The sequence below is a fragment of the Sphingobium scionense genome (assembly GCF_014197035.1).
Classification (GTDB): Bacteria; Pseudomonadota; Alphaproteobacteria; order Sphingomonadales; family Sphingomonadaceae; genus Sphingobium; species Sphingobium scionense.
The window spans coordinates 1-23,723 of the sequence record NZ_JACIEU010000035.1 but is presented as its reverse complement, the minus strand read 5'-3'; the positions used below and the strand labels follow the sequence as shown (position 1 = coordinate 23,723).

Annotated in this window: 29 protein-coding genes; 22 read left to right on the top strand and 7 right to left on the bottom strand. The window is 61.8% G+C overall.

The features are described from left to right. The first annotated feature begins 8 nt into the window (after positions 1–8). From GGQ90_RS25265 to GGQ90_RS25195, 15 genes are all read left to right on the top strand, one after another. Positions 9–470, top strand: coding sequence for a VOC family protein (locus tag GGQ90_RS25265; protein ID WP_030538476.1), 462 nt, complete (start codon positions 9–11; stop codon positions 468–470). A 43-nt stretch (positions 471–513) separates the two neighbouring features. Next, positions 514–1,554: an LLM class flavin-dependent oxidoreductase gene (locus GGQ90_RS25260; protein ID WP_030538475.1), complete on the top strand. Its 1,041-nt coding sequence runs from the start codon at positions 514–516 to the stop codon at positions 1,552–1,554. A 75-nt stretch (positions 1,555–1,629) separates the two neighbouring features. Further along, positions 1,630–2,457, top strand: a complete 828-nt coding sequence (locus GGQ90_RS25255) for an SDR family NAD(P)-dependent oxidoreductase (RefSeq protein WP_223178444.1) — start codon at positions 1,630–1,632, stop codon at positions 2,455–2,457. Positions 2,458–2,747: 290 nt separating this feature from the next. Beyond that, the gene (locus tag GGQ90_RS25250) at positions 2,748–3,398 is read left to right on the top strand and encodes an FMN-dependent NADH-azoreductase (RefSeq protein ID WP_188084300.1); all 651 of its coding nucleotides are present in this window, start codon (positions 2,748–2,750) and stop codon (positions 3,396–3,398) included. Positions 3,399–3,535: 137 nt separating this feature from the next. Next, a complete protein-coding gene (locus tag GGQ90_RS25245) occupies positions 3,536–4,378 on the top strand; it encodes an alpha/beta fold hydrolase (RefSeq protein ID WP_030538472.1) in 843 nt (280 codons plus the stop codon). Beyond that, on the top strand, positions 4,375–4,671 hold the full coding sequence (locus GGQ90_RS25240; protein ID WP_030538471.1) for a GNAT family N-acetyltransferase: 297 nt from the start codon (positions 4,375–4,377) through the stop codon (positions 4,669–4,671). The genes GGQ90_RS25245 and GGQ90_RS25240 overlap by 4 nt, the downstream gene beginning before the upstream one ends. Then, positions 4,664–5,557: a pirin family protein gene (locus GGQ90_RS25235; RefSeq protein WP_030538470.1), complete on the top strand. Its 894-nt coding sequence runs from the start codon at positions 4,664–4,666 to the stop codon at positions 5,555–5,557. The genes GGQ90_RS25240 and GGQ90_RS25235 overlap by 8 nt, the downstream gene beginning before the upstream one ends. A 134-nt stretch (positions 5,558–5,691) precedes the next feature. Continuing rightward, positions 5,692–6,582 (top strand): retropepsin-like aspartic protease, encoded by an 891-nt coding sequence (locus GGQ90_RS25230; RefSeq protein ID WP_162180680.1) that lies wholly within the window; start codon positions 5,692–5,694, stop codon positions 6,580–6,582. 19 nt (positions 6,583–6,601) lie between these two features. Then, the gene (locus GGQ90_RS25225) at positions 6,602–7,051 is read left to right on the top strand and encodes an OsmC family protein (RefSeq protein WP_051767934.1); all 450 of its coding nucleotides are present in this window, start codon (positions 6,602–6,604) and stop codon (positions 7,049–7,051) included. 50 nt (positions 7,052–7,101) lie between these two features. Beyond that, on the top strand, positions 7,102–7,983 hold the full coding sequence (locus GGQ90_RS25220; RefSeq protein ID WP_188084299.1) for a hypothetical protein: 882 nt from the start codon (positions 7,102–7,104) through the stop codon (positions 7,981–7,983). Then, positions 7,980–8,882, top strand: a complete 903-nt coding sequence (locus GGQ90_RS25215) for a CPBP family intramembrane glutamic endopeptidase (RefSeq protein WP_081856569.1) — start codon at positions 7,980–7,982, stop codon at positions 8,880–8,882. The genes GGQ90_RS25220 and GGQ90_RS25215 overlap by 4 nt, the downstream gene beginning before the upstream one ends. 63 nt (positions 8,883–8,945) lie before the next feature. Beyond that, positions 8,946–9,359, top strand: a complete 414-nt coding sequence (locus GGQ90_RS25210) for a RidA family protein (protein ID WP_237828529.1) — start codon at positions 8,946–8,948, stop codon at positions 9,357–9,359. 69 nt (positions 9,360–9,428) lie between these two features. Further along, positions 9,429–10,469 carry an alpha/beta hydrolase gene (locus GGQ90_RS25205; protein ID WP_051767932.1) on the top strand — a complete coding sequence of 347 codons (1,041 nt, stop codon included), beginning with the start codon at positions 9,429–9,431 and terminating at the stop codon, positions 10,467–10,469. A 30-nt stretch (positions 10,470–10,499) separates the two neighbouring features. Further along, the gene (locus GGQ90_RS25200) at positions 10,500–12,284 is read left to right on the top strand and encodes a monovalent cation:proton antiporter-2 (CPA2) family protein (RefSeq protein ID WP_188084298.1); all 1,785 of its coding nucleotides are present in this window, start codon (positions 10,500–10,502) and stop codon (positions 12,282–12,284) included. 69 nt (positions 12,285–12,353) lie between these two features. Then, positions 12,354–13,364, top strand: coding sequence for a pepsin/retropepsin-like aspartic protease family protein (locus tag GGQ90_RS25195; protein ID WP_125723805.1), 1,011 nt, complete (start codon positions 12,354–12,356; stop codon positions 13,362–13,364). Between the two features lie 98 nt (positions 13,365–13,462). Here the strand turns inward: GGQ90_RS25195 and GGQ90_RS25190 are convergent, their stop codons facing one another. Further along, positions 13,463–14,344: an AraC family transcriptional regulator gene (locus GGQ90_RS25190; RefSeq protein ID WP_082733608.1), complete on the bottom strand. Its 882-nt coding sequence runs from the start codon at positions 14,342–14,344 to the stop codon at positions 13,463–13,465. A 287-nt stretch (positions 14,345–14,631) separates the two neighbouring features. On the opposite strand from GGQ90_RS25190, the gene GGQ90_RS25185 reads away from it, so the two are divergent. Continuing rightward, positions 14,632–15,372: an SDR family NAD(P)-dependent oxidoreductase gene (locus GGQ90_RS25185; RefSeq protein WP_066769789.1), complete on the top strand. Its 741-nt coding sequence runs from the start codon at positions 14,632–14,634 to the stop codon at positions 15,370–15,372. A gap of 36 nt (positions 15,373–15,408) precedes the next feature. On the opposite strand, the gene GGQ90_RS25180 is transcribed toward GGQ90_RS25185, so the two are convergent. The 4 genes from GGQ90_RS25180 to GGQ90_RS25165 all read right to left on the bottom strand — a co-directional run bounded on the left by GGQ90_RS25180 (position 15,409) and on the right by GGQ90_RS25165 (position 18,886). After that, entirely contained in the window at positions 15,409–15,810 is a 402-nt protein-coding gene (locus GGQ90_RS25180; RefSeq protein ID WP_082733607.1) for a zinc-binding dehydrogenase, read from the bottom strand. A 126-nt stretch (positions 15,811–15,936) separates the two neighbouring features. After that, positions 15,937–17,136 (bottom strand): tyrosine-type recombinase/integrase, encoded by a 1,200-nt coding sequence (locus tag GGQ90_RS25175; protein WP_066769777.1) that lies wholly within the window; start codon positions 17,134–17,136, stop codon positions 15,937–15,939. Positions 17,137–17,355: 219 nt separating this feature from the next. Beyond that, a complete protein-coding gene (locus tag GGQ90_RS25170) occupies positions 17,356–18,291 on the bottom strand; it encodes a nucleotidyl transferase AbiEii/AbiGii toxin family protein (RefSeq protein WP_066769775.1) in 936 nt (311 codons plus the stop codon). Beyond that, a complete protein-coding gene (locus GGQ90_RS25165) occupies positions 18,278–18,886 on the bottom strand; it encodes a hypothetical protein (RefSeq protein ID WP_066769803.1) in 609 nt (202 codons plus the stop codon). The genes GGQ90_RS25170 and GGQ90_RS25165 overlap by 14 nt, the downstream gene beginning before the upstream one ends. A gap of 253 nt (positions 18,887–19,139) precedes the next feature. On the opposite strand from GGQ90_RS25165, the gene GGQ90_RS25160 reads away from it, so the two are divergent. Further along, entirely contained in the window at positions 19,140–19,403 is a 264-nt protein-coding gene (locus tag GGQ90_RS25160; protein WP_066769773.1) for a hypothetical protein, read from the top strand. Positions 19,404–19,481: 78 nt separating this feature from the next. Next, positions 19,482–20,378 carry an abortive infection family protein gene (locus GGQ90_RS25155; RefSeq protein WP_066769770.1) on the top strand — a complete coding sequence of 299 codons (897 nt, stop codon included), beginning with the start codon at positions 19,482–19,484 and terminating at the stop codon, positions 20,376–20,378. Here GGQ90_RS25155 and GGQ90_RS25150 read toward each other — a convergent pair. Then, positions 20,375–20,986 carry a hypothetical protein gene (locus GGQ90_RS25150; RefSeq protein ID WP_066769767.1) on the bottom strand — a complete coding sequence of 204 codons (612 nt, stop codon included), beginning with the start codon at positions 20,984–20,986 and terminating at the stop codon, positions 20,375–20,377. The two genes, GGQ90_RS25155 and GGQ90_RS25150, sit on opposite strands and share 4 nt — an antisense overlap. A 291-nt stretch (positions 20,987–21,277) precedes the next feature. On the opposite strand from GGQ90_RS25150, the gene GGQ90_RS29915 reads away from it, so the two are divergent. Further along, on the top strand, positions 21,278–21,448 hold the full coding sequence (locus GGQ90_RS29915; RefSeq protein ID WP_331711466.1) for an AtpZ/AtpI family protein: 171 nt from the start codon (positions 21,278–21,280) through the stop codon (positions 21,446–21,448). Between the two features lie 128 nt (positions 21,449–21,576). On the opposite strand, the gene GGQ90_RS25140 is transcribed toward GGQ90_RS29915, so the two are convergent. Continuing rightward, positions 21,577–21,978, bottom strand: coding sequence for a DNA-binding protein (locus GGQ90_RS25140; RefSeq protein ID WP_066769765.1), 402 nt, complete (start codon positions 21,976–21,978; stop codon positions 21,577–21,579). A 227-nt stretch (positions 21,979–22,205) separates the two neighbouring features. On the opposite strand from GGQ90_RS25140, the gene GGQ90_RS25135 reads away from it, so the two are divergent. From GGQ90_RS25135 to GGQ90_RS25125, 3 genes are all read left to right on the top strand, one after another. Continuing rightward, positions 22,206–22,358, top strand: a complete 153-nt coding sequence (locus tag GGQ90_RS25135; protein WP_156448168.1) for a hypothetical protein — start codon at positions 22,206–22,208, stop codon at positions 22,356–22,358. 139 nt (positions 22,359–22,497) lie between these two features. Then, positions 22,498–22,773 (top strand): HU family DNA-binding protein, encoded by a 276-nt coding sequence (locus GGQ90_RS25130; protein ID WP_066769761.1) that lies wholly within the window; start codon positions 22,498–22,500, stop codon positions 22,771–22,773. Positions 22,774–22,849: 76 nt separating this feature from the next. After that, positions 22,850–23,704 (top strand): hypothetical protein, encoded by an 855-nt coding sequence (locus GGQ90_RS25125; protein WP_188084297.1) that lies wholly within the window; start codon positions 22,850–22,852, stop codon positions 23,702–23,704. Positions 23,705–23,723: the final 19 nt, after the last annotated feature.

Below are 23,723 nucleotides of genomic sequence, written 5' to 3'. Positions count from 1 at the left end.
GGGCTCTCATGACCGACCTCGTTCCGCCCGCGTACAATGCTGCTTCGCCCTTCGCCGACATGCGCGGCCATCACGTCGCGGTGCGCGCGCCCGACTATGAAACCGTCAAGCGTTGGTATGTAGAGACGCTCGACTTCCGGGTGGTCGCCGAATGGGACTATGGCGACCAGAAGCTGGCCTTCATCGCACCGCCAGCCGACGACCGCTTTCACATCGAGATCCTGGGCGGCGGCGAGCCGGCCCCCCGCGATGTGCGGCCCTACGCTGATCTGGGCGAAAGCCTCGTTTATGCCGGATATCACCATTTCTGCCTCGAGGTCGCGAGCATCGACGTGACGCTCGAAAAGCTGCGGGAACGCGGTGTGACTATCGTGGCCGGGCCGTTCCTGGTCGAAGCCATCAGCCGCCGGCTTGCCTTCTTCGCCGACCCTTTCGGCAACCTGATCGAGATTGCCGAGGTGGTCGCCTGATTTCCCCGGCGTCGCTCGACATGGCTTCAGTGGAGTAGTTTCGATGGACATAGGTATCGACAGCTTTGCAGCGATTCTGCCCGATCCCACGACCGGCGCGCTGCCGTCGGCGACCGATCGTATGGCAGAGCTGCTTGAGGAGGTCGAGGTCGCGGACCGGGTCGGGCTCGACGTGTTCGGCATCGGGGAGCATCACCGGGCCGAGTTCCTCGATTCCGCTCCGTCGATCATTCTCGCCGCGGCTGCTGCGCGCACAAGCCGTATTCGGCTCACCAGTGCTGTGACGATTCTGAGCGCGGCGGATCCCGTGCGGGTCTTCCAGGAATTCGCGACGATCGACCTGATCTCCCGGGGGCGTGCCGAGCTCGTCGTCGGGCGGGGTTCGTTCGGCGAGGCGTTCCCTCTGTTCGGTCTCGATACGCGTGCCTATGACGAGCTGTTTGCGGAGAATCTTGCACTCTTCCTGAAGCTCGGCGAAACGAGCCACCCAACGTGGCAAGGTCGGTTTCGGCCGGCACTCAACGGTCAGGGTGTATTCCCGCGGCCTCATCAGCCGCGCCTCCCGGTTTGGGTTGGCGTTGGTGGCTCGCCGCAATCGTTCGCGCGCGCCGGAACGCTAGGCCTTCCGCTGATGGTGGCCATTATCGGTGGCACGTTTGATCGGTTCAGGCCGGCGGTCGATTCCTATCGCGAGGCAGGTGCCGAGGCCGGACATGATCCTGCCAAACTCAAGGTTGGCATTCATGCGATGGGTTTCGTCGGTGAGACCGACGCCGCGGCGCGCGACGCCTTCTTTCCTGGCTGGGCGCACCTGACCGGCAAAGTCGGCCGCGAGCGCGGCTGGTCGCCGCCGACACGCGCGCAGTTCGACGACATGGCCGGCCCGGAGGGCGCGTTCCTGGTCGGCAGCCCGGAAACGGTGGCGGCCAAGATGTTGCGCGCCAGCGAGGCGCTGGGCGGCGTCTCCCGCATCACCTTCCAAATGAGTACCGCGTCGCTCGAAACGGCCGCGATGAAAAGGTCGATCGAATTCCTCGGTGCTGAAGTCGCTCCCATGGTGCGGGAACGCCTTCGAACAGGATGAGGCTTTCCACTTTCGAGCAAAGGGCAAAGGGCACACGACATGCCGACGCGCATTGGACGGTCCGGTCGATCCGTCGTGGTAACGGGTGCTGGGCGGGGTCTTGGACGTGAGATCGCGCTTGGGCTCGCCGCCAAGCGCTACATCGTCTTCGGCACCGCCAATTCTTCACAGGAGGCGGAGGATTTACGGCGTGCATCCAACGGGCGTGTCAGTCTGGCGGTATGCGATCTGAAGAATGCAGGGCCGGTGAGTGCTTGGGCCGCAGGAGTGTCCGAGGCGATCGGAGCCTCCGGACTCGATATTCTCATCAACAACACGACCCACCTGTCGCCAGGTCCACTTGAACTTCTCCCGCTGGAGGAGGTCCGTCAGGGATTTGAAGTGAATGTGTTCGGCGGGCTCGCGGTGATCAACGCCTTCCTTCCGGCATTGCGGATGGCGCACGGACGCATCGTCCAGATCAGTTCATGGACGGCGGAGATGCCTCGTCACTTTGATGGCGTATCGGGTGCGTCGCAGGCGGCAATGGAGGCCTTCTCGGCTGCCTACCGGGCAGAGTTGAAGCCCTTCGGTATCGACGTCATCGTCGCATCGATGAGCGATCTCGAAGCGGCCGGTTCGCGCGCTACCGCGGCATTGGCGCAGATCGACCACAGCATGACGGCGGCTCAGCGGAAGCTCTATGGCAATCGCCTGCGCGTCTGTATGGAGAAGCTCGCCGGCTCCGCAGCGCAGGGCGAACCGACCACCGTTGCGGCGCGCGTGGTGGAGCTATCGATCCAACGGCATGTTCCGCCCAGATCGTCGATCGATCATGATGCGGAACGCATGATGCGCGCGATCCGCGAACAAACCGACGCGGAACTTGATGCGCTTCGGATCCAACTGGCCGGACCCAACTGATTTCACCACCCAAGGCCGGATAATTCGGCGCGTTAGCAACCCCATTCAGCCCCGTGGCGGTGACGTGCGGGTGGCGCCGTCGCACCATGCACGGCCGCTACAGGAACTGTCCGTCGGGCGAGCGCCGGTTCAGGAGGGAAGCACGCGTCGACTCCCGTGGATCTACTCCGCCCGGGGCCAAGACGGTCAGGAGAGTTCCGCATTCTGCGACACAGCTTGTCATCGGGCGATGCTACTGAGCCGCTTGGGGGAATGGTAGGCTGCGCTTCAGAGATAGAATGGAGCGCTGTATGGACCGAATTCTCGCGATTAATAGCAGCACTTCGGGCGAAGGATCGGTTTCGCGTGCCCTGGTGGAGGACACCGTGCAGTCCTTGCTGGCGGCGAACCCCGATGCCGTCGTCACCCGTCGCGACCTGGGCGGTGACCCGATACCGCACCTGACGCCGAAAACCGTCGCCGGCATTCGCGCCGTCGCGGCGACTGAGGATGAGCTCGTTACCAAGTCGCTATCGGACGATCTCATCGCTGAGCTGCAGCACGCGACGGTCCTCGTGATCGGCGCGCCCATGTATAACTTCAGCATTCCGTCGTCACTACGCACCTGGTTCGACCATGTGCTGCGTCCGCGCGTCACGTTCGCTTACGGCGAGTCCGGACCGGAAGGATTGCTCAAGGGCATTCGCGACATCGTGATCCAGTCGCGTGGCGGTCTCTATACCGAGGGGCCGGCCAAGGTCATCGACTTCCAGGAGCCCTACCTCAAGCAGCTGCTCGGCTTTATCGGGATCACCGACGTCGCCTTTGTCCACGCCGAGAAGATCGGCTTTGGTCCCGAAGCGCGTGAAGCGGGGATCGCGCATGCCAGATCGCAGATCGCGGCCGCCGTCGCGCAGATCGCGGCCGGCGGAGCCACCTTCCCCAATCAGGCGGAGGGCTGAGCGGTTACGCGGGAAGCGTGACGCGGAACTGATGCCGGGCACCGTTCGCCAGACCATGGCCTCCAAGCCGGCCGCACTGCGATTGTGGCTGATCTGAGCCACAGGAAGACACTCCGACGAGAAGGATTGACCAGTAGATGTCAACACTAACGACAAAGGATGGCACCCGCCTTTTCTACAAGGATTGGGGACCGCGCGACGCCCAGCCCATCGTGTTCCATCACGGTTGGCCACTGAGCTCCGACGACTGGGACAACCAGATGCTGTTCTTTCTCGGCAAAGGCTACCGTGTGGTCGCGCATGACCGGCGCGGCCATGGCCGCTCGGATCAGACCGATATCGGCAACGAGATGGACACCTATGCGGCCGACGTCGCGGAACTGGCCGAAGCGCTGGATCTGAAGGACGCGGTGCATATCGGACATTCGACGGGTGGTGGCGAAGTGATCCGCTACGTTGCACGCAGCGCACCGGGGCGCGTCGCCAAGGCCGTCCTACTGGGCGCGGTGCCGCCCATCATGCTGGCGACGGAGCGCTATCCCGGCGGGCTGCCGATGTCGGTTTTTGATGGTTTCCGCCAAGCGCTCAGCCGCAACCGCGCGCAGTTTTTCCTCGCTGTGCCCAGCGGTCCATTCTACGGCTTCAACCGCGACGGCGCAGAAGTCAGCGAAGGCCTGATCCGCAACTGGTGGCGCCAAGGCATGATGGGCGGCGCGAAGGCCCACTACGACTGTATCGTCGCCTTCTCCGAAACTGACTTCACCGAGGATCTGAAGGCGGTATCGCTGCCCGTGCTCTTGATGCACGGCGAAGACGATCAGGTCGTGCCGATCGATGCCTCCGCCCGCACTGCGATCAAACTTCTCCCGAACGGCACGCTCAAAACCTACCCCGGTTTGTCGCACGGCATGTTCGCGACCCATCCCGACATCATCAACGCCGACCTGTTGGCGTTCGCCAAAGGGGAGGCCCTCGCGTGAGCGCCGTCGAGGACAATCCCCCCGAGCACCGCTTCGAGCTGCCGATCGAAGGCAGCCACGAGATGGCTGCAGCCTATTACAGGCTCGAGGGCGACAGTATCGTGCTAACCCATACGATCGTGCCGGAACACTTCTCCGGTCAAGGGCTCGGATCGAAACTCGCGTACGGCACCTTTGAGGCGATCCGTGCCACAGGACGCAAGGCAGTTCTGCTTTGCCCTTTCATGGCCGCCTACTACGCGCGGCATCCCGAATATGCCGACATCATCGCGCCGGAGAGCCCCCATGATTGAAATGGTCATCGAGCAGCGTCGCCGCGACCTGGGCGGCGGCTTCGAAGTCGGCCGCGTCCTGCCTTTCGCGAAGCGCCGTATGATTGGCCCCTTCATCTTCTTCGACCACATGGGACCGGTCGATCTGGCTCTCGGCCTCGACCGCAAGTTCGATGTAAGGGCACATCCCCACGTCGGGCTTTCGACCGTGAGCTATCTGTTCTCGGGCGAGATCATGCACCGGGACAGCCTGGGCTACGAGCAGCCGATTCGGCCAAGGCAAGTGAACTGGATGACGGCTGGCAGCGGAATCACGCACAGCGAGCGTTTCGAGCATGCCCGCGCGGTCGGCGACCGCCTGCATGGTATCCAAGCGTGGGTCGCGCTGCCTGAGGAGTTCGAGGAGACGGCGCCATCTTTCACCCACTATGCGGGAACGAACCTTCCGCACTGGAACGACGGCGGGGTTGCCGGTCATCTCATCGCCGGCAGCGCCTACGGCCTCACGGCGGGTGCCAAGACCCATTCCCCACTCTTCTACGCCCATCTCGAGATGGAGCCAGGCGCGGTTGCCGAGGTGCCGGACAAGCACGAGGAACGCGCGCTCTACATCGCGGCGGGCGCGATCGAGATGCACGGCACGCGCTACGAAGCCGGCCAGATGCTGGTGCTGGGTGCGGGTGCCTCGCACTTCAAGGCCAAGACGCATTCGACCGTCATGGTTCTCGGCGGCGAGCCCATCGGCGAGCGCCACATCTTCTGGAACTTCGTGTCGTCCTCGAAGGATCGGCTCGCCCAGGCGGCATCCGACTGGAAGGCGGGCCGCATGAAGCTGCCGGATGCGGACGATGGCGAATTCATCCCACTGCCGGACGAGCCGGCGCAACCGGCTAGCGCCGAAAAATGAGCGGCTCAGTGTCGAGCAGCGTCGCACTTGTGGCGGCGCTCTTCCTCGCTGGCAGCGGTCAGGCAGGATCGCCGGCAAGGGTGCAGGACGCACCTGCGCCCGCGTCCCGCGTCCCGACTCCAACGACCTCAGAGGTGACCGTCATACCCTTCGAGTTGGCGGACAACCTTGTCCGGATATCGGTGGACGTGAACGGACAGCGACGAAGCGGGGTTCTTGACAGTGGGGCGGGTGCGGTGCTCATCGACCGGCAGGCCAGCAAGGAACTCGGCCTCAGCGAGGGTGGCTCGGCCGGTGATGCCGCCGGTGGCGGCAACGAAGCGAAGGCGCTTATGCCCGTCACCATTTCACGGCTGGCGGCGGGGCCGTTCCGGTTCGAGAACCTCGCCGCATACGCGGTCGATCTTGGCAATCTGTCATCCTCGGCCGGGTTTCCCGTCGATGTACTTCTTGGTGCGCCAGCCTTCCAGAACGGAACGGTCAGTGTCGACTACGCGCGCCGGCAGGTAACCGTCGACAGATCAGGAGCTACGGTTCGATGTGCTTCTCCCATTCCGCTGGAGATCGTGCACGAGTCTCCAGTCGTTGAGATCGAAGTCCTCCCGGATGGCGGCGAACGGCCGGTTCGCCTCAAGGTGCTGGTCGACCTTGGCACCCGCCACAGTTCGTTGGTTCTGGGGGGCGACTTCGTTCGTAGCGAACCCGGCAAGAGGCTGCTCCAAAAGGCCGTCGCGAAAGAAATAGGCTATGGCGTCGGCGGTGCGGTGAAAGGTGCGGTCGTTCGCGTAGCCGATGTCCGTGCAGGCGCTTCCAGCTTCGGATCGCTGGAGGTCAGCCTTACCTCGGACGTCCCGGCTTTTGAAGGCACTGGGATCGACGGCACCCTGGGCGTCCCTCTTTGGAACGGTGGCGTGATCGCTTTCGACTATGCCGGTCGCCGCCTGTGCATCACGCGTCTCGAGAACTCAGGTCGTGCGGCCTCCATCAACGCCGACGCGCGGCGTCGCCATGCAGATCCGCGCTGACGGATCGGAGAGAAATCGAATGGTGGCACTGCGTACCCGCGCGACGGCTTCGGAAACCGGTGAAAGCCTCTTTGCAGTTCAAATCGAAATGGGTGCTCACAGCATTGTTGGTGATGAGCCGATCAGCGCTGGCGGCGAGGGACTTGGCCCAAACCCCTTCGAGCTAATGACGGCCGCCCTGGCCGAATGCAGTGCCATCACCGTGCGCTGGTTCGCCCGCCAGCAGAACTGGCCGCTTGAGCATGTGGAAGTGGTGGTCGATCACGCGAAGAAGCTATCTGCGGGCTCATCTACCCCTGCCGATGTCTTCGAGAAGACCGTCTTCATCCGAGGTGTCGAACTCGACGGTGCGCAGCGAAAGCGTTTGCTCGACGTCGCGGCCAAGTGCCCCATTCAACGCATTCTGGAGGGCGCCCCCGTCATCAATACGAAGCTCGGACGGTCCCTCGATGAATCCCTCGGCAAATGACCATGACTTCGCCAGCTAGCTCCGGACGCCCGAATCACGAAGGAGCATTGATGCAGCAGACTGCTCCCTTCGCCTTATCTGCAGTTCGAAGACCCGGCCTGCTATCCGCGAGCCTGGTTCTCGCTGGAGCCGTGGCGATGAGCGTTCACGTCGGTCTGCTGGCGGCCGGCGTGCCGTTTCCGCTGCCTCAGCCACCCGTCTGGGCTCAATGGCTGAATGAATTCTTCATGGCCGGTGCGTTGCTCGCCTTTCTCAAGCTCGCCCATCCCAGCATGGCTCATCGCAGCATCATGGCGCGGACGATCATCGCGTTCGTCATCATGGCTGCCATTCAAGAGACATTGCGCGTAGGGATCATGAGTGGGGTGGTGACGGGAGCCTGGGCCTATTCGGCGATCGGCCTGATCCGTCCGCTGATACGCGTTGCCATCGTTGCGCTGTCGTGCGTGGTCGCTGTGCGATGGGTTCTCGGCATTCCGTCGTTATTAATTGCCGCATTGGCGATCGGCGCGATCAGCACGGCCGCTCGAAAGCTTGTGGCCCACGCGCTTGAACCTCTCATCCAGCATTTCGCGTGGCTGGCCCGTCCCGATCTCTATGCGTTTCCATACCCGTTTCACGTCACCGTTGCCGCATATTTGTCCTTTGGTGAGGCAGTCGCCGGGGCGGTGCTGATGACGGTGCTTATCTGGGACGGGCTTCCAAGATCGAGGTCAGTCCGCGTGCTGATCATCGCCTTCCTCGTGGCGCTTCTCAAAGGCGTGATCGGCAACACGCTCTTGTACAGCGCTTTCACCGGCGAATCCGTCCTTGTGGGCGTTTTGAGCTGGAGCCAGTTTCTTTTGGAATTCCTCATTCTTGGAGCTCTCGTCGCTCTGGCTTGGGACGTATTCGGCCGCGACCGTGAGCCAGCGCGGGTGGGTGCTGAATGACTGGAGCCACCATCAACATTGAGAGTTTGCGCAGGCCCATGACGCTCCGGGCAATCGTGCTCTACGCGATCCTGGCTATCGCGCTGAGCTGGTGCATCCAGCTTCCGGCTATCCTTCTGCTCGGTCTCGACAACAGCCTCACAAAAGCGGTCTTCATCCTCGTGATGTGGTCGCCGACCTTCCTGGCCCTGGCGTTTATGACCCGCAGTCGAGCGGCGCGCGAGGGCGTCCGTTGGCGCTTGGGTAAATTAGGCTACCTCCCGATCGGGATCGGCGTGGAAACGATGATAGCCTTCGCCATGCTCGGGATCCTCATGTTGGCGGGATTGGCGACATCGGGATGGTTCACCTTTGCTGCGAGCGGGGTTTCTGTCGCGGGAGGACCATGGGTATTGGGCGCTGGTTTTCAACACTGGCCTCTCTTCCTGCTCAATGTTGGCGCCACTGCGATTATTTATTCGACCATCGGGCTTGTCGCGACGACCGGCGAGGAATTTGCCTGGCGCGGCTTTCTTCAAGGCCATCTGGAACAGCATTGTGGCGTTGTGGCTGCCATCTTATGGGTCGCGCTTATCTGGTGGGCGTGGCACTTGCCGGGGCTGATCGCCGGCTACAACTTCCCGGAAACCCCCTTGCTCGGCGCGCTGGTGCTGTTCCCGCTGCAGATGCTTGGCGCATCGTTGCTCTTTGGGTGGCTGACCGTTCGTTCGGGGAGCTTTTGGTCCGCGGCGCTTGCGCATGCGGCCGTAAACTCGATCCAGCAAGGGGTCTTCGACGACCTTCGGCTCTCCGGCTCCGCGCTCGACGGTCATCTCGTCAGGACGGCCCTGATCTTCGTTGTCGGTGCGATCTGTTGGTGGCGCCTGCGCTCGCCAGGCGGATCGAGCGAGGTTTCGTGAGCCAAGCAAGCATCGCCCCACCACCCGCCCGACATGTAAAGCGCCGTCGCACCTTTCCCCTTCGTGGAGACGATCATGCAACCACCCTCATTCTTCGTCACGCCCGGTTATGGCGACCGACTTCGAGACCTGCTCCATTACTCTCAGGCCGTGCGTATCGGGAACCGCGTGGAAATCTCCGGTCAGGGAGGTTGGAACAACGATCTTGTCATAGCCGCCGACCTCGAAAACGAGATCGCGCAGGCCTTTCAAAATGTCGAGCGCACACTCTCCACCGCGGGGGCAAGCTGGGCGAATGTTGTGCATGTGAACTCGTACCACGTCGGCGGATTCCCGCCGGTGGTCAACGAGACGATGGCAACGCTATTCAGGCGCTATATGCCCGATCATGCGCCGATCTGGACGCAGGTTGGTGTCGACGCACTTGGTCTTCCGGAAATGCGGATCGAGATTCGGGTGACCGCGATCGTGACATGACAACGCAGCGCTGGCGGAAGCCCTGGAGGCGGATATCCGTACCTGCATCATCAAAGAGTTCGAGCACAGATGAACGATCCGAACTTCGGCGTAGCCGTACCGCAGCACACCGTCCCTTTCCCGTCCTCGATAAGCGACGCCGCTCGTGCCGCGCTGGAACGTCTTGTCCGCGCCGACGGGAGCGTGCTGAACGCGGCCTTCGTCGCGCCCAGCCCCGACGACCTTCAGGCATGGCTGCACGTCAAGACCCAGGTCGACGGCCAATATGCGGTGGCGGTGAATGCGCTGGCCGGACAATCCGGCTCGACCGTCGAAACGCTTACCGGGCATGGCGCAACGATCCATCTTGCTACGCCGCGAACGCTAACGGACGAAGGGCGCGCCTATATCGACTTCCATGGCGGCGCGCTGGTGTTTGGCGGCGGTGAGGCCTGCCGTGTGGGAGCGCAGATGCAGGCCGACCAAAATGGCGTGAAATGCTACGGCGTGGATTACCGAACCCCGCCCGAGCATCCCTTTCCCGCAGCGTTGGACGACGCCCTGTCGGCCTATCGCTACGTGCTTGAGCGCCACCGACCGGAAGACGTCGTCATCGGTGGACGTTCGGCAGGCGGCAATCTTGCGGCCGCGACCCTGCTCAGAGCGCGAGACGAGGGTTTGCCATTCCCGGCTGGGCTGGTGCTGCTGTCGCCGCAGGTCGATCTGACGGAGTCCGGCGATAGCTTCGAGACAAATTGGCTTGTGGATCTGGTGCTGCCTACGCGTCTGACGTCGAGCAACCTACTTTACGCGGCCGGGGCTGACCTTTCGCAGGCCCACATATCACCGCTATATGGTGACCTGAGTGGCTTTCCGCCCACATTTCTACAGTCGGGCACCCGCGACCTCTTTCTTTCCAACACAGTTCGTATGCACCGCGCGCTGCGCCGGGCGGGCGTGTCGGCCGAATTGCATATCTTCGAAGCGATGCCGCACGGGGGCTTCGGGGGCGGAACCCCGGAAGACCTTGAGCTCCAACACGAAATCAGCCGCTTCGTGCAACTGCGATGGCCGAAGCAGGATGCACAAGAAACAGCCCCGATTACGTCCGACGGGAGGAATCAAAATTGAGCCCATTCCGAAAGAACCCCGAGGGCGACCATGGCTGATGTAAGCCTTGGACAAACGATTGGGCCTGCCGTCGCATTGATGGGCGCGGCTGTCCTTGCGGTGCCGCTATTCAGGCGGCTCGGACTGGGATCAGTGCTCGGCTATTTCGGCGCCGGTGTATTGGTGGGGCCATCGGTGCTGGGTCTTTTCACCGATGCGCAATCCATCCTTCACTTCTCCGAACTTGGCGTGGTGATGTTTCTCTTCGTCATCGGGCTCGAACTGCGACCCTATAAATTATGGGCGATGCGCGGCCAGATCTTTGGGCTGGGGCTTGCGCAAGTCGCTGCCGCTATCGCCACCCTGGGATTGACCGGCGCGCTCCTCTTCGGCTTGCCGGGCCCTGTCGCATTCATCGCCGGGACTGGCTTCGTCCTCTCCTCGACAGCCGTCATCATGTCGGTGTTGCAGGATCGCGGAGAGATATCGGGGAGCGAGGGGCAGAAGTCTGTCGCGATCCTCCTCTTCGAGGATCTGATGATCGTTCCGCTCCTTGCGGTGGTCGGCTTTCTGTCACCCTTGTCTCACGGGGAGGCATCATGGGCGAATTTGCTGGTTGCAGTTGCCGCGTTGTTCGCGCTGCTCGGCATCTCGCGCTGGGCGCTTAATCCATTCTTCGCGCTCCTCGCCCGTGCGCGGACCCGCGAGGTCCTGACGGCGGGAGCACTGCTCGTTGTGCTCGGGGCAGCGTTGCTGATGGACGTCACGGGCCTCTCGATGGCCATGGGCGCATTCCTCGCCGGCGTCATGCTGTCGAACTCGAGCTATCGCCATCAGATAGAAAGCGACATCGAGCCCTTTCGCGGCCTACTGATGGGGCTTTTCTTCCTAGCTGTCGGCATGTCCCTCGATCTCGCGATCGTTGCGGCCGAATGGCGGCTTCTGCTTGCCATGCTGGCTGCCTTCACGGTCGCCAAGGCCGTGGTCGTCTATGGAGTCGCGCGGCTTTTCGGCAGCTCCAATCACCAGGCGCTCCATCGCACCTCCATGTTCCTCCAGGGCGGTGAGTTTGCATTCGTCCTGTACACGGCTGCAACGGCCGGTGGCGTCATCGACTCACGACAGAATGCCGTCTTCGCCACCGTCGTCATCCTTTCGATGGCCTTGACCCCGCTGCTGATGATCGCGGCCGAGCGGGTCTTGCGGACGGAGACGTCGATGGACGGCGTCGATGATGCCCGTGACCTGAAAGGACGCGTGCTGATAATAGGCTTTGGACGGTTCGGGCAAATCGCCTCCCAACTGCTTCTGGCCCAGGGCGTTGACCTTTCAGTCATTGACAACGATCCAGATCGAATCCGTGACGCGGAGCGATATGGATTCAAGGTGTTCTTTGGAGACGGCGCGCGGCTCGATGTGCTGCATCATTCCGGCGCAGGCGGTGCCGATGTCATCATGGTCTGCATCGATGATCCCAAGGCTGCGATGCAGATCGTAGAGTTGGCGCAGCATGAGTTTCCGCAGGCGAAACTCCTGGTTCGAAGCCGCGACCGTGCGCATGCGGTGGAATTGATCCGGGCTGGCGTAGGCTATCAGGTCCGAGAGACAGTCGAGTCCGCCTATGTGATGGGCGCTGAAGGTCTGCGCGTGCTGGGCTTTCCCGAGGCTGAGATTGCTGACGTTGCTGAAGATATCCGCCGTCGCGACGATGAGCGCCTTTCCGAGCAGGTCCAGGGAGACGCCATGTCAGGAAGCGATCGGCTGCTCCTTCAGCCCCGGCCCGAACCGCTAGTGGGCACGCTCGCGCGCGAGTCCGGGAATGAACGAGTGTTGTAAGAGCCGGACGGCCACTCACGTGGAAAGTGAACCAGCCAACAATGCCGACGAACGAAAGCGACCAGAAAAATGCAATTGGAGATTAAAGCGGCCATCACTACTTCCGATGAGGGCCCTCAATCAGGATTATCGGCCAATCTGAAAGTCATCATGCGATGTAAAGCGATACAGCTGTCGCTCTTGGTAGCGTTGGTGACACCTCTATCTGCGACCGCCAATCCTCCAATCTCAACCAAATCAGACCGCGCTCCGGAAATGCGGCTGGCCGGCAAGACAGTTACACTGCCTCTTGTCATGGTCCGGGAGTTTCCCTTCATCGAGGGCGAGATCGCAGGTGTGAGGGGCAAGTTCATGCTCGACACCGGTATGCAGGATGCCCTTGTGATCAACGATCATCGGGTGCCGTTAGTTGGGGGAAGCAAGATAGGCACCGGTCATTTCGGCAGTGGCCAGACCTACGATGTGCGCCTCCATTCTGAGGTCCGGAAGATTCGTATCGGGGATATCGACTATCCGCGCGTAACCAGCGTGCGGAGCCAGGACGCGCGTATGCTCGAGAAGATCACGCCAGATTTTTTAGGCTGGATCGGCTACGGATTTTTCTCCAGCTACGCTATGAAACTTGATTATCAGCATTTAGAAGTAACCTTCTACGAAGAAGGTCCTGACAGATTTCTGGGTGGCGAAAAGCTCGTTGCAGCATTGCCGTTCGAAACCCGGAAGCTCCCCAACATCCCTTTGATACGGGCGCGTATCGGCGATGTGGATGCGATCGTCAGCCTGGACACCGGCATGTATGGGTCTCTGAATATCGGTGAGGAAAAAAGACGGCGCCTGCTTGACGGTGGTCAGCTAAGCTCAACGGAAAACCCGGACACATTCGACCTAGCGACTGTTCGGATTGCCGATAGGATCGACGTCAGCGCTCCGGGCATCGAGGTCGAAGAGGGCGCGTCGGCCAGCGCAGCGCCGGTTGGAATTACCGAAGATACAGAACTCGAACTCGGTTTTGTCTTCCTGCGGAATTTCAAGACTGTCTGGGACTACCGAGAGAAACAGCTCTACCTCCTTGCGCAATGATTTCTGACGGACGGCGAAATACGTGTCTCGACCGTCCCGTTGCACGCGAGGACCCGGGTTTCTCAGCATTTGTTCCTGCTGAACATCATCAGGTCAGGTCAGCGCTGCAGATCGATCAGCGGTGAGTTGCCGAACATGTTCTTGTATTCTCGGCTGAACTGGGCCGGGCTTTGATAGCCCACCTCGAATGCAACACGCGCCACATTGGTGCTGCCAGCCACAAGCAACTTTCTAGCTTCGAGAAGGCGCATTTGACGCTGAAAGGCGAGCGGGCTGTATCCGGTAACAGCCTTGAAGTGCCTATGAAATGAAGTCACGCTCATGCCTGCGCTTGCTGCCAATTCCTGGATGATCACTGGTTCGTCGTTATGGGCGCCTAGCCAGTCTGCGGCCGCCTTGATTTGCCGAACACGATCGTTCCGCTCCACGATCTGACGTAGCGTACCGCCCATCGCGCTTTGCAGGAGACGATAATAGAGTTCGCTTTCGTAGAGTGGCGCGAGCACCCCTATGTCGTCAGGCGCGTTCACAAGGCCGACGAGTTGCGTGAACGCTTCGCCGACCACGCCACCCAGATCGCCCGCCGCTACCGCGCATGTCCATCGCTCCTGATGTTTAGGCATGTCGAGTACGACCCTTGTGAGCCTATCGACGTCCAGATGGAGGCTGATGCCGACATACGGAGCATCCGGCGTCGCGCCAATGAGCTGATGAGAATAGGGCAGCCCAAAGGATGACGCAGCGCAGTCGCCGGCCGACATCTCGAAACGGTTGGCGCCCATCGTCAGGACTTTTGCGCCACGCGCGACGGCATAGAACATAGGCTCAAATACCGCCGCTGTGGGGGGCGTGACACTCGTGCTCGTCCATAGCGTCAAGCGTGGAACAGGTGTTGCCTGCCCAACAAGCGCGCCACGCGGAGCAATATGGGGTGCGATATCGTCAAGCAGGCGGCGGGTCGCAATCTCGAGATCAAACATACCCATTAGTTAGTCACTTGGTAGGATCAGGCAAGAGTAAGGTAGTATCGGGAATGCCGTTTCCTTGTCGCTGACCTATCTCAAGGACGGAAGGAAATGCGAAGCGATGACGAGGCTCCGAACCAAATTGCCGACGCCAATCGTGCACTTGCGCGAGGCGGACGTGACGGGCGGCGATAGCTTTCACACAACATGACGAGCTGAGACTGAGCTGCACACTGCTCGCGCCTTGCATCATACGGACTCGCGCCACCGGCAGCGTCAAAATGGTAGAAAAGGACAAATATATGATCGATCTGAATGGAAAACGTGCGTTGGTTACGGGAGCTTCGCGAGGCATCGGAGCCGCGATCGCGCTGGCGCTGGCCGAAAGCGGCGCGGACATCGCGTTCACCTACCAGCACGCCGCCGAAAAGGCTGACGAGGTTGCTCAAGCTATACATGGTGTCGGACGTCGCGCGGTCGCCATACAGGCCGATAGCGCAGACCCGGATGCGATCACGCGCGCCGTGAGCGAGGCCGTCTCGGCGCTCGGTGGTCTTGATATTCTCGTCAATAGCGCGGCGATCGGCCATTCCGGTCTGATCGCCGACCTCGATGTGGCCGAGTATCAGAAGCTGATGGACGTCAACGTGCGAGCACCAGTGCTATTCGCGAAGGCCGCCATTCCGCATCTCTCCGCTCGGGGGCGCATAATCTCGATTGGGTCGGGGCTCGGCGAACGCGTCCCATTCCCGGGCGTAACGGCCTATGCGATGTCAAAGGCCGCGCTTACGTCCTTCACTCGCGGGTTGTCACGTGAACTCGGGCCGCAGGGCATCACCGTGAACCTCGTGCAGCCCGGATCTGTGGATACTGACGCGAACCCCGCAGACGGCCCGGCGGCAGATTTCCAACGGAGTTTGACGTCTCTGGGCCGCTTCGCCAAGCCGAGTGAAATCGCGAATGCGGTCGTGTTTCTAGCAAGTCCTGCGGCGAGTGTAATTACAGGCACCACCTTGACCGCCGACGCGGGCGCGATCGCCTGACAGCAGGCGCTCGGTAGCGGTTGGGCGAAATCGGCGTCAGGGGATCAGCACGATGCGGCCGAGGACCTTGTTGTCCTCGGCATACCGATGGGCGGCCCCTGCCTCGGCGAGCGGAAACCTTCTGTCGATTGGCACGGTGAGACTGCCTTTCGCAACGTCGGCGAGCATCATGTCGATGGTTTGGCGCACCGCTGCACGTGACAGGACGGTTCTCATGAATACGCCGATGACCGTTTGATTTCGCTGCACCGCTGGCCAAAAATCCACTGTCAGAGCCTCGCCGCCGGCATTGCCCACGGACACCAAGACTCCTTCGTCGCGGAGCGCGGCGAGGGATGTCGCTAGGGTGGAACCCACCGGATCGACGATGAGGTCAACGCCTCGGCCGCCGGTGAGGTCACGGACCACGTCCACGACCGATTCGACGTTATGGTCGATCTAAGACAGCTGGCCCCTAGAACGCTCCCCGGACGATCTCTGACACTATGACGACGATCCCACGCCGCGGATCAGCCCGTCGCGCGGCAGCTCGCCTCATGTCTTCGACGTGGAGAAGCTGTCCTTTCAACCACGGACGCGAGACAGGACGCGGGCGGCAACATTGCTACGGACAGCAAGTTTTCGGCCGTAGCGCAGCGCGGTTGCCGGCGAACTCCAGCGTAGGGCCTGCGCAATGCCGACGCCATCCTCCCCCGCTGCAAACAGGTCCTGGGTCAGGCCGACACGCAGAGAGTGGGTGGACAGGGCCTGGATCGCGTCATGCAGCTTGCCCGCCGGCAGCGTCACCAGTCCCTTGTCGTAGGCGGCCAGCGCGATACGGCGGTAGATGCCGTTGACGCCTTGCCGGGTAAGCGATGCTGTCCCGACGGAATAAGTCGTTCGCGCCAGAGCAGTTTCCGGTTCTGCCTGCTGCGCGCGCCGTCTATCGACGCCGACCCGGCGGAAAAGCGGTCCTTCCTTGATGTCGCTTGCCTCCTCCCAGGCGTGAACCCGCCGCATGGTTTCGGCCGAGAGCCACGCCCAGGCGCCTTCGCCATCCTGGTCGGTCTTCGAGAAGGGGATGAACAGCGTCGCCGAGCCATCCTCCTGCTGATCGATTTGCAGACGTTCCACCACGGTGAGTTCGCTGACCCGCAGGCCCGCATCATAGCCCAGCGAGAGCAGGGCGGCATCTCGCAACCCCTGCAAATCGCCGCCACAGGCGTCGAGCAGTGCGGCGAGGGTGAAACCCTTGGTGACATGGGTATCCAGCGCCTTGCCCAGCCGCAAGGGGGCTGCCTGGCGCTGTCGAGCGCCCCGGCGCCGGCGGACGGCCTTGAGCGCCGCGCGCACCATCGGCGCGTCGGTAGGCGCGGTATCGCCCGCCAATCCCATCATGCGGTGTACAGAGCCGAGGCTCGCGATGCGGCGCGCGAGCGTCGCGGGCTTTTTGCCCTTGGCGTCGAGCGCATTCACATAGCGCACCATATCTTCGGGATCGGCCGGCAGCGGTGTCCGATTTTCCTCGCCGCACCAGTCGCGCCAGCAATCGAGATCGGCGGCGATTGCCGCTTTGGTCGCGTCAGCCATGGCCGCCAGCGTCGTCTCGAGCCCGAGCTGGCTGATCGCTGGCAGATCGGTTGGCACGATGCCGCCGATCGTGCGCAAGAGCCGGGTATCGACGGTTTCGGCGTCCGCGTTCCGCGAGCGCGTCGGCAGGGCTGCGTCGCCGGTCTTGACGACGATGATTTCCGCATTGGAGCCGTTGGTGGGCTTTTCGGACATCGCTTGCTACGAGCCCACGCGCCGGGCGTTATGACTATGCGGCACAAGACGCGGCACCGCTGTGCCGCGTGGTTTTTCCGAGATTGTTGTCATCTGAGGAATTGCCCCTTCCCTGCCGATTTCGCGGTGATATACTTACCATAACGATCAATTATGGTAAGTGAGAAAATTGCGCGGGGAGGGGTCTTTTACTGGCGACGGTCGAGCCTGAAATTCGCGCTAAAGTCGAGCGGCGTGCTCGACGATCCTCGCTAGGATGTCGCCGAAGGGCGGTTGCCCGCGATAATAGAGCGCGCGAGTAGTTTCATATGCCCGTTGGAACAGCTCGCGGGTTTCCCGGTCTTCGAGATGAAAGGCTGAGTTTTCGGCGATGTTCCCGTTGTCGGCCGCCGGGAAACGGGCCTCCTTGTGTGCGATATATTCCGGCGAACCAATGAACGCCTGGACGTCGGGGGCCGCTAACAAGCAATAGACGTCATAATAGTGGCGCAGGAAATTCTGCGGCATGCTGCCGTCTTCGAGATGTTTGCGATACTTCGTCGAAATCGTCTGCAGCTTCTCGACGAGCGTGTATCCGGGTTCGTAGCAGGGCACGTCGACGGCGCGGTTGTCGATCAATCCCTTCAAGCCGGATGCAACAGCCCTGTCATAGGCCCATGAACTGATCAGGCAGGGCCGGTTTGGCGCCACCTGATCGAAGCCGGCTTCAAGCAAGATGCCAGTCTTCACGCCCTCCGGCAGCGGATAGGCACTGGGGTAATGAAGACGAATTCCGGCGCTGCGCATCCGGCTGTCGTCGAATGCCTGATCGCGTTCTGCGCCTTCGAAACCGGCAATCGCAAGCTTCGGCACCAGGCCATCATAGAAGGCCCGTCGCGCGTCCACATGGATCAGTTTGTTCTGGTTCTTGCCTGTCGGCAGGTCGCCGTCCGGGTGGATCAGAATGTCGAGATCTTCCGAAAAACGATGAATCAGGCCGTAGCCCTTGGACAGGGAGGTGCCGCCCTTGAGCTCGAAGGCGAAGCCCAACTGCTGCAGCCCCCATAGGCCGTGCATGATCCAATAGTCTTTCTCGACGAGACCGGGATCGATCGCCTGGTCGCGCGCAACCACCGCGAGGAGGTCGGAAAAGTCCTTGCTGTCATGCAGGAGCATGGAAGGCCGCAGCAGCTTGAGCCGGTCGCAGGACGGGCGCGAGAAGCCGTTCAGCGCGAGCCGAACCGTACTCCTTCACCGCGCGCGTGAGCCGCCCGCGGTCCATCTCCCCTGCCCTGGCAAGAGCACGGGGAAGGATTGCCGCCTTGTCCTCCGGGAGCCGGTCGATGTTATGCAGGAGATCGACAAGCAGGACTTCCTTGGAAAGCCGCCTGGGAACCGAAGACCGCATACGAAAGTCGTACGTTCGTCCATCCAGTTTGAACCGACCATGGCGCTTACGATTATAGACTACGGGCTCGTTGTGGAGTTGGGTCATGCCCACGCCAAGCCCGTTGAATGCGTTTGGAGAGACCAGCAGGAACCGATCATCGCCGAGAAATGTCTCGACCAGCTTTTCAGGCTTTGCGGGCGCGACACCGAACCGGGTCTTGCGCGGCGCCATATAGACGCCCGCCGACACCTTCTCGAGCCGCCCTTCATCGACAAGCTGACGCACATGGCGGTCGACCGCGTTCGACCAGCGCGCCAGATCCTTGCGGCGGTAAACCTGACCTGGACGCAGGTGGCGCTTGAGTTGCGCAAGGGCGGACATGCTTCCTGTTTCCATGCGTGGCAGATATGCTTCCGGCTTGGATTTTGCAACTAATCTCATTAAAAATTCATGCAAAGAACCCACGATCCGACCGCGCCTCTATCCCTCGAAGTCGGCCGTGTGTGCCCCGCACATACTGCTGCTGCCGGTTCTCGCTGGTCGCGATACTCAGGTGAAGTGCGGCTCGGACCGCACCGACAGTGCATGATCGCCGCTACCTTGCGCTAAGGGAGCGACCGGATAACATGTTGGAATGGCAAAGGTGGCAAGCTTGGTGTTGGCGACGGTGACCGCTCCTTATGGCGCGAAGCTCTCCGCACATGAACTCGCGGCATTAATCGCTGATCCTAGCAGCGCGACCAACTTCAGCGCTGCCGCTTTCTCCTTTTTCTCCGAGGTCGATCCAGCTCTGCAACGGGAGTTCGTCGAGAAAATGGGCATTGATGTTGGGAGAGTCCGAGCGGTCGCGCGGCAGTTTTCTCAACTGTCGGGCTACACGCTTGCGCTGGCCACCTGAAGTGATCGCGCTCAGCCATGTGGCCGCTGCCTGGATGGACGGAAAGCAATCGGTCCTTGCTCTCCCGGCAACCAAACCATGAGCGACAAATTCTCTGCCTTTGTCATCAAGGCGCTGGTCGATACGATCACGGGCGGCGCCGGCAACGATAACAACCCGGCGATCGGAATCTATCGGTCGGGCCCGAAGATCGAACAATTCTTCCTCGATTGCGGCCTCGACATGCGTATCGGCGCGAGCTCTCGCGTGCCCGCGACGACGGATTTCCTGCGTCAGACCGCCAATCACTATGACGGCCAGAGCGATGTCTACATCACGCGCATCATCGAGAAGGTCTGCGATCCGCGCGAATATCTTACAGAACCCGATAAGGCGACCGCAGTTCGCGAGCATCTCAACAAAGCGCTCGCCGCAGACGAGCTGGCGGTGGTCATCGTCGGCGGCAAAGCGGTACTGACCAGACGCCAGAGCTCCGGGACGATCGTCGAACCCTTCATTCAGAAAGTCCAAACACTGGACTTCGACACGGTGCAGATGGAGATAGCGCGCGCCCTCCCCAATCTCCAGGATGACCCCGAAGATGCAGTAACCGCCGCATGCTCACTCATCGAGGCTGTCTGCAGATCCATCCTCATCGAGCTCGGGCTGCCGCTGCCGCCCCGAAAGGATATCGACGGCCTTATCCGCGCCGTCCAGGAGCCGCTGAACCTGTCGCCGGGGCGCAGCGACCTGCCCGCCGCAGTGGAAGCAGACGTCCGCCAGATCCTGAGCGGCCTGACATCGGTTGCAAAAGGCATCGGTGCGCTACGAACGCATGGTGGTGACGCTCACGGGCGTGAAAAGGGCTTCCGGCGGATTGACCCGCGCATCGCGCGTCTCGCGATCAACGCCGCCAGTTCGCTGGCCCTGTTCCTGATCGAGACATGGGAGCGCCAGGAAAAGCGCGCTCTGCCGCAGCACGCACCGGGGATTTAGCCTGAGGCGCGCGCTGCCTCTGCCCGGGGCTGCCCATGCGCGCCGCGGACATAGGGTTGCCGTCGATGTTCGCTGGTGGCGATGCCTGGGTGAAGCGCGGTTCGGACCGCCTCGGTCACGGTGTAGACCGCATGACGCTGAGCGCCGCGGTTTTCATGATCGACGAAGAACCCCTGGTAGTGCCGCGTGATCAGCCCGGCCCTCACCAGCTCCGACACCGCCCGGCTGATTGCCGTCATGCCGGTTTCGCGGACACGCTCACTGACTTCCGCCTCGACCAGGCGGTCGGCCTCGGTCGGATCACCTGGCAACTCTCCCCGGCCGACGAGCGCAGTTCGGACCTTGTCGGCGGTCGCGCGGCGCTGATGATGACGCGCGCCGCTGGGTGCGATCGTCGCGGCCAGCCATTCGCGGATCGGCACAAGTGCTTCGCCTTCGCGAACGAGCGGTCCCGCCTGCCCGTTGGCCCGCGCAACCCGCGCGATCAGGTCAAGCACCATAAAGGTATAGCGCGGCCGCGCCGAGTGCTCGGCGATAATGCGTACGATGTCGGGCATGCCCGTCGTCCGCTGGGGCGTCGCCGCCGCGAAGAGGTCCTGCTGGATCATGGAACGAATCAAGCACAAAGCTGGACTCTTGTGAATCCCCCAAATGCTCATGGAGACGGCAGACGGCACTTTTGCCATCCGTGTCACTTCACCCCTCCCCGTCATTTTTCTCGTCTTCACACCATGCTAGACCCGCCCCATGAGCAAAGATGAATCAGACCCCGATCTTATCGGGGAGGATCCCCGATTGGATGGCCTAAAGGATCGCCTCGCGGCGGCTCATACCGCCGAAGAGGAACGAACCCACCCTGCCCTACAGGTGCCGATGCCAGCTACAGCCTCGGTAATCGCGTGCTGGCCGAACTCCTTGGCGGCGTTGCCGGCGGTGCCCTGCTCGGCTGGATCAACGACAGGTTTGCAGGCACCGGTCCCCGGGGCCTGCTCATCGTAATTGCCCTCGGTATCGTCGCGGCCTTGGTCAACATCATCCGCATATCGAACCGCAAACCTGACGGATCGTGATGTTTGCCACCTACGTCACTTTACCTGGCGAGAGGTAAAGTGACACAGTTGGCACTAAAGCAAAGGCGGTGGCGTGCCGTAGTTCGCGAACGGGTTCGATCATTGTGAACCGCTGCCGTCATGCGGCTTCACGGCTGGGGATAGTTCGTTCGGACGTATTCATTCGCGGCTTCGACCGTGGCGAAGGTGCCTACCGTCACCATGTTTTCGTCGGGCCGCTGCGACATCTTTAGAAGCAGAATTTGCCCATTCTGAGGGCTCAAAACTGGCCGTTCGCGGACGCGCAGCCAATCAGCCTGTTTGGCCTCGGCCAGCGCGCAAGCCGCGTCGTAGTCATCGGCCACGCCAAGATGCGTAGACCGATCCCAGGCCCCACCGTTCAAGCATCGAACAGCAATACGGCCGTCGGCCATCGTCACCCCGAAAGGGCGATCCCACCATGCATCTAATTGGGCCTTGCTGCGCCGTTCGTTCGGCGTGGAGTCGAATAACTTCGGCAGCTTGGGGTCGAGCGGAATTCGGTTTGCCATACGTGCCCCTTACAGCATGGGAGCAGCACTAATAAAGCGCTGCGGAACACTCGATCAGCCGGCGCCGGTCTATGGCGAACGGCACCACAACGACAAATCGAAGACTTCGGAGAAGGCCTTGTAGGCACTGGCCTCCGTATGGAATGCGACTCCGGTCACATTGATGGTATAGTTTTCGGACAGCTCACAGAGATGGAACATCGACAGTTGGATTGCCGGAGACCAGCATGGCGGATTTCAGTCTCAAATATTACAAGCAGCGCGCCACGGGTGAATATCGTGCGGCCGCGCGGTCGACTTGTAGCGAGCGCATTCTCGCGCACCGGCAGATGGCGCGCCGTTTTGCCGAAAAGGCCCGAAAGGTCCGCCAGGCAGGCTAACGCATTCGCCTATCGTGTCATGAGCCGGTCTGCTGACCGCAGGGCCGACATTTTCATGCAGCACTGGTACGCCGATGGCGCAGGCCTATTCAGGCAGCTATACAGGGCCCGACTTCCACTGTGATGAAGGATCATCCGAATGAACAATAGTGAGCTTGCTGAAACCCTTGCCAGCCAGACCGGCACAACCAAAGCGGACGCCCGCAAGGCGGTCGACCTCGTCTTCGCGGCAATCGCGGATGCGGCCGCCAAGGGAGAGGAAGTGAGCCTCAACGGGTTTGGGAAGTTCAAAGTCAAGGACGTGCCCGCGCGCGACGGCCGTAACCCGGCCACCCGCGAAACCATCAAGATTCCGGCGTCCAGGAAGCTCACCTTCACTGTGGCGAAAGCCGTCAAAGACAAGCTCAACGGCTAGTCGAGGTTGACGCCTCGAGCCCCTGAGGACCGAGGCGTCGCCCCCTACCCTGCCTTGATGGTCGGCCCGGCACCAAATGAGCGATAACGACGAACTGACTGCGCTCATTCGCGATACATTCTCCCGCATCTGGCCAAGCGGCGATCCCGACATCGCGAACTATCTGACGCCAATGGTGGCGAGGTTCGCGCAGTCGGATTGCCGCGACAGCCATTTCCTCGACGAGTTCGGGAGCGGCGATCTCGGCAAGGTGGCGAGCCGGATCTGGGAAGCGATGCTCTATGGACGCTTTCAGGACCTCGGCTGGAACATGGCCAGCGAGGACAAGGGCCCCGACTTCATGGTCGATGGCCGGATCTATATCGAGGCGGTAGCCGCACAGCCGGGCGACGCCGCCAAGGGTGGCTTGCCGCAGGAGTGGCAGGATGGGGGCACCAGTGCCGCTGGGATGGTTCCCACCGACCAGATGCTCCTGCGCTGGACGTCCGTCATCAAAGCCAAGCGTGATGGCTATCTCAAATGCCAGGAACGGGAGGCGGTCGATCCGAACCTCCCGTTCGTGATCGCCGTGAACGCCTGCCGGCTGGGAGGCGATACCCACGGCATTGGGGGCGCCCCGCTCGCGGCCATGGCTGTGCTCCCCTTCGGCAGCCCGCAGGCCCATGTCGACGTGCATACAGGTCAGCCGCTCGGTGGCTGGCACCTCTCATGGCAAGACACCGTGCTCAAGGCCAACGGGGAAGAGATTCCCACCGACAGCTTCCTCCAGGAGGACTATCGCTGCGTCAGCGCGATCGTCGGCTGCTCGGGCTTCTACGTCTTTCCCGATGACCGCGACAAATTCTGTGGCCAACCGCTGTCAATCGGCGTGCAAACGGGACCCCTTATCGGCGCGCAAAAGGGACCCCCTGTCAGGATGGCGGAACGTTGATGTGACGGGCTTCCTTGCG

Excerpts from the sequence above, each read along its gene's own strand:
- GGQ90_RS25265 (WP_030538476.1), top strand. The coding sequence starts at position 9 with ATGACCGACCTCGTTCCGCCCGCGTACAATGCTGCTTCGCCCTTCGCC.
- GGQ90_RS25170 (WP_066769775.1), bottom strand. The coding sequence starts at position 18,291 with ATGCTCCTGCATGACAGCAAGGACTTTTCCGACCTCCTCGCGGTGGTT.
- GGQ90_RS25260 (WP_030538475.1), top strand. The coding sequence starts at position 514 with ATGGACATAGGTATCGACAGCTTTGCAGCGATTCTGCCCGATCCCACG.
- GGQ90_RS25195 (WP_125723805.1), top strand. The coding sequence starts at position 12,354 with ATGCAATTGGAGATTAAAGCGGCCATCACTACTTCCGATGAGGGCCCT.
- GGQ90_RS25135 (WP_156448168.1), top strand. The coding sequence starts at position 22,206 with ATGGCGGATTTCAGTCTCAAATATTACAAGCAGCGCGCCACGGGTGAA.
- GGQ90_RS25155 (WP_066769770.1), top strand. The coding sequence starts at position 19,482 with ATGAGCGACAAATTCTCTGCCTTTGTCATCAAGGCGCTGGTCGATACG.
- GGQ90_RS25125 (WP_188084297.1), top strand. The coding sequence starts at position 22,850 with ATGAGCGATAACGACGAACTGACTGCGCTCATTCGCGATACATTCTCC.
- GGQ90_RS25205 (WP_051767932.1), top strand. The coding sequence starts at position 9,429 with ATGAACGATCCGAACTTCGGCGTAGCCGTACCGCAGCACACCGTCCCT.
- GGQ90_RS25165 (WP_066769803.1), bottom strand. The coding sequence starts at position 18,886 with ATGTCCGCCCTTGCGCAACTCAAGCGCCACCTGCGTCCAGGTCAGGTT.
- GGQ90_RS25160 (WP_066769773.1), top strand. The coding sequence starts at position 19,140 with ATGGCAAAGGTGGCAAGCTTGGTGTTGGCGACGGTGACCGCTCCTTAT.
- GGQ90_RS25220 (WP_188084299.1), top strand. The coding sequence starts at position 7,102 with ATGCAGCAGACTGCTCCCTTCGCCTTATCTGCAGTTCGAAGACCCGGC.
- GGQ90_RS25200 (WP_188084298.1), top strand. The coding sequence starts at position 10,500 with ATGGCTGATGTAAGCCTTGGACAAACGATTGGGCCTGCCGTCGCATTG.
- GGQ90_RS25140 (WP_066769765.1), bottom strand. The coding sequence starts at position 21,978 with ATGGCAAACCGAATTCCGCTCGACCCCAAGCTGCCGAAGTTATTCGAC.
- GGQ90_RS25225 (WP_051767934.1), top strand. The coding sequence starts at position 6,602 with ATGGTGGCACTGCGTACCCGCGCGACGGCTTCGGAAACCGGTGAAAGC.
- GGQ90_RS25130 (WP_066769761.1), top strand. The coding sequence starts at position 22,498 with ATGAACAATAGTGAGCTTGCTGAAACCCTTGCCAGCCAGACCGGCACA.
- GGQ90_RS25215 (WP_081856569.1), top strand. The coding sequence starts at position 7,980 with ATGACTGGAGCCACCATCAACATTGAGAGTTTGCGCAGGCCCATGACG.
- GGQ90_RS25150 (WP_066769767.1), bottom strand. The coding sequence starts at position 20,986 with ATGATCCAGCAGGACCTCTTCGCGGCGGCGACGCCCCAGCGGACGACG.
- GGQ90_RS25175 (WP_066769777.1), bottom strand. The coding sequence starts at position 17,136 with ATGTCCGAAAAGCCCACCAACGGCTCCAATGCGGAAATCATCGTCGTC.
- GGQ90_RS25245 (WP_030538472.1), top strand. The coding sequence starts at position 3,536 with ATGTCAACACTAACGACAAAGGATGGCACCCGCCTTTTCTACAAGGAT.
- GGQ90_RS25235 (WP_030538470.1), top strand. The coding sequence starts at position 4,664 with ATGATTGAAATGGTCATCGAGCAGCGTCGCCGCGACCTGGGCGGCGGC.
- GGQ90_RS25250 (WP_188084300.1), top strand. The coding sequence starts at position 2,748 with ATGGACCGAATTCTCGCGATTAATAGCAGCACTTCGGGCGAAGGATCG.
- GGQ90_RS25190 (WP_082733608.1), bottom strand. The coding sequence starts at position 14,344 with ATGTTTGATCTCGAGATTGCGACCCGCCGCCTGCTTGACGATATCGCA.
- GGQ90_RS25185 (WP_066769789.1), top strand. The coding sequence starts at position 14,632 with ATGATCGATCTGAATGGAAAACGTGCGTTGGTTACGGGAGCTTCGCGA.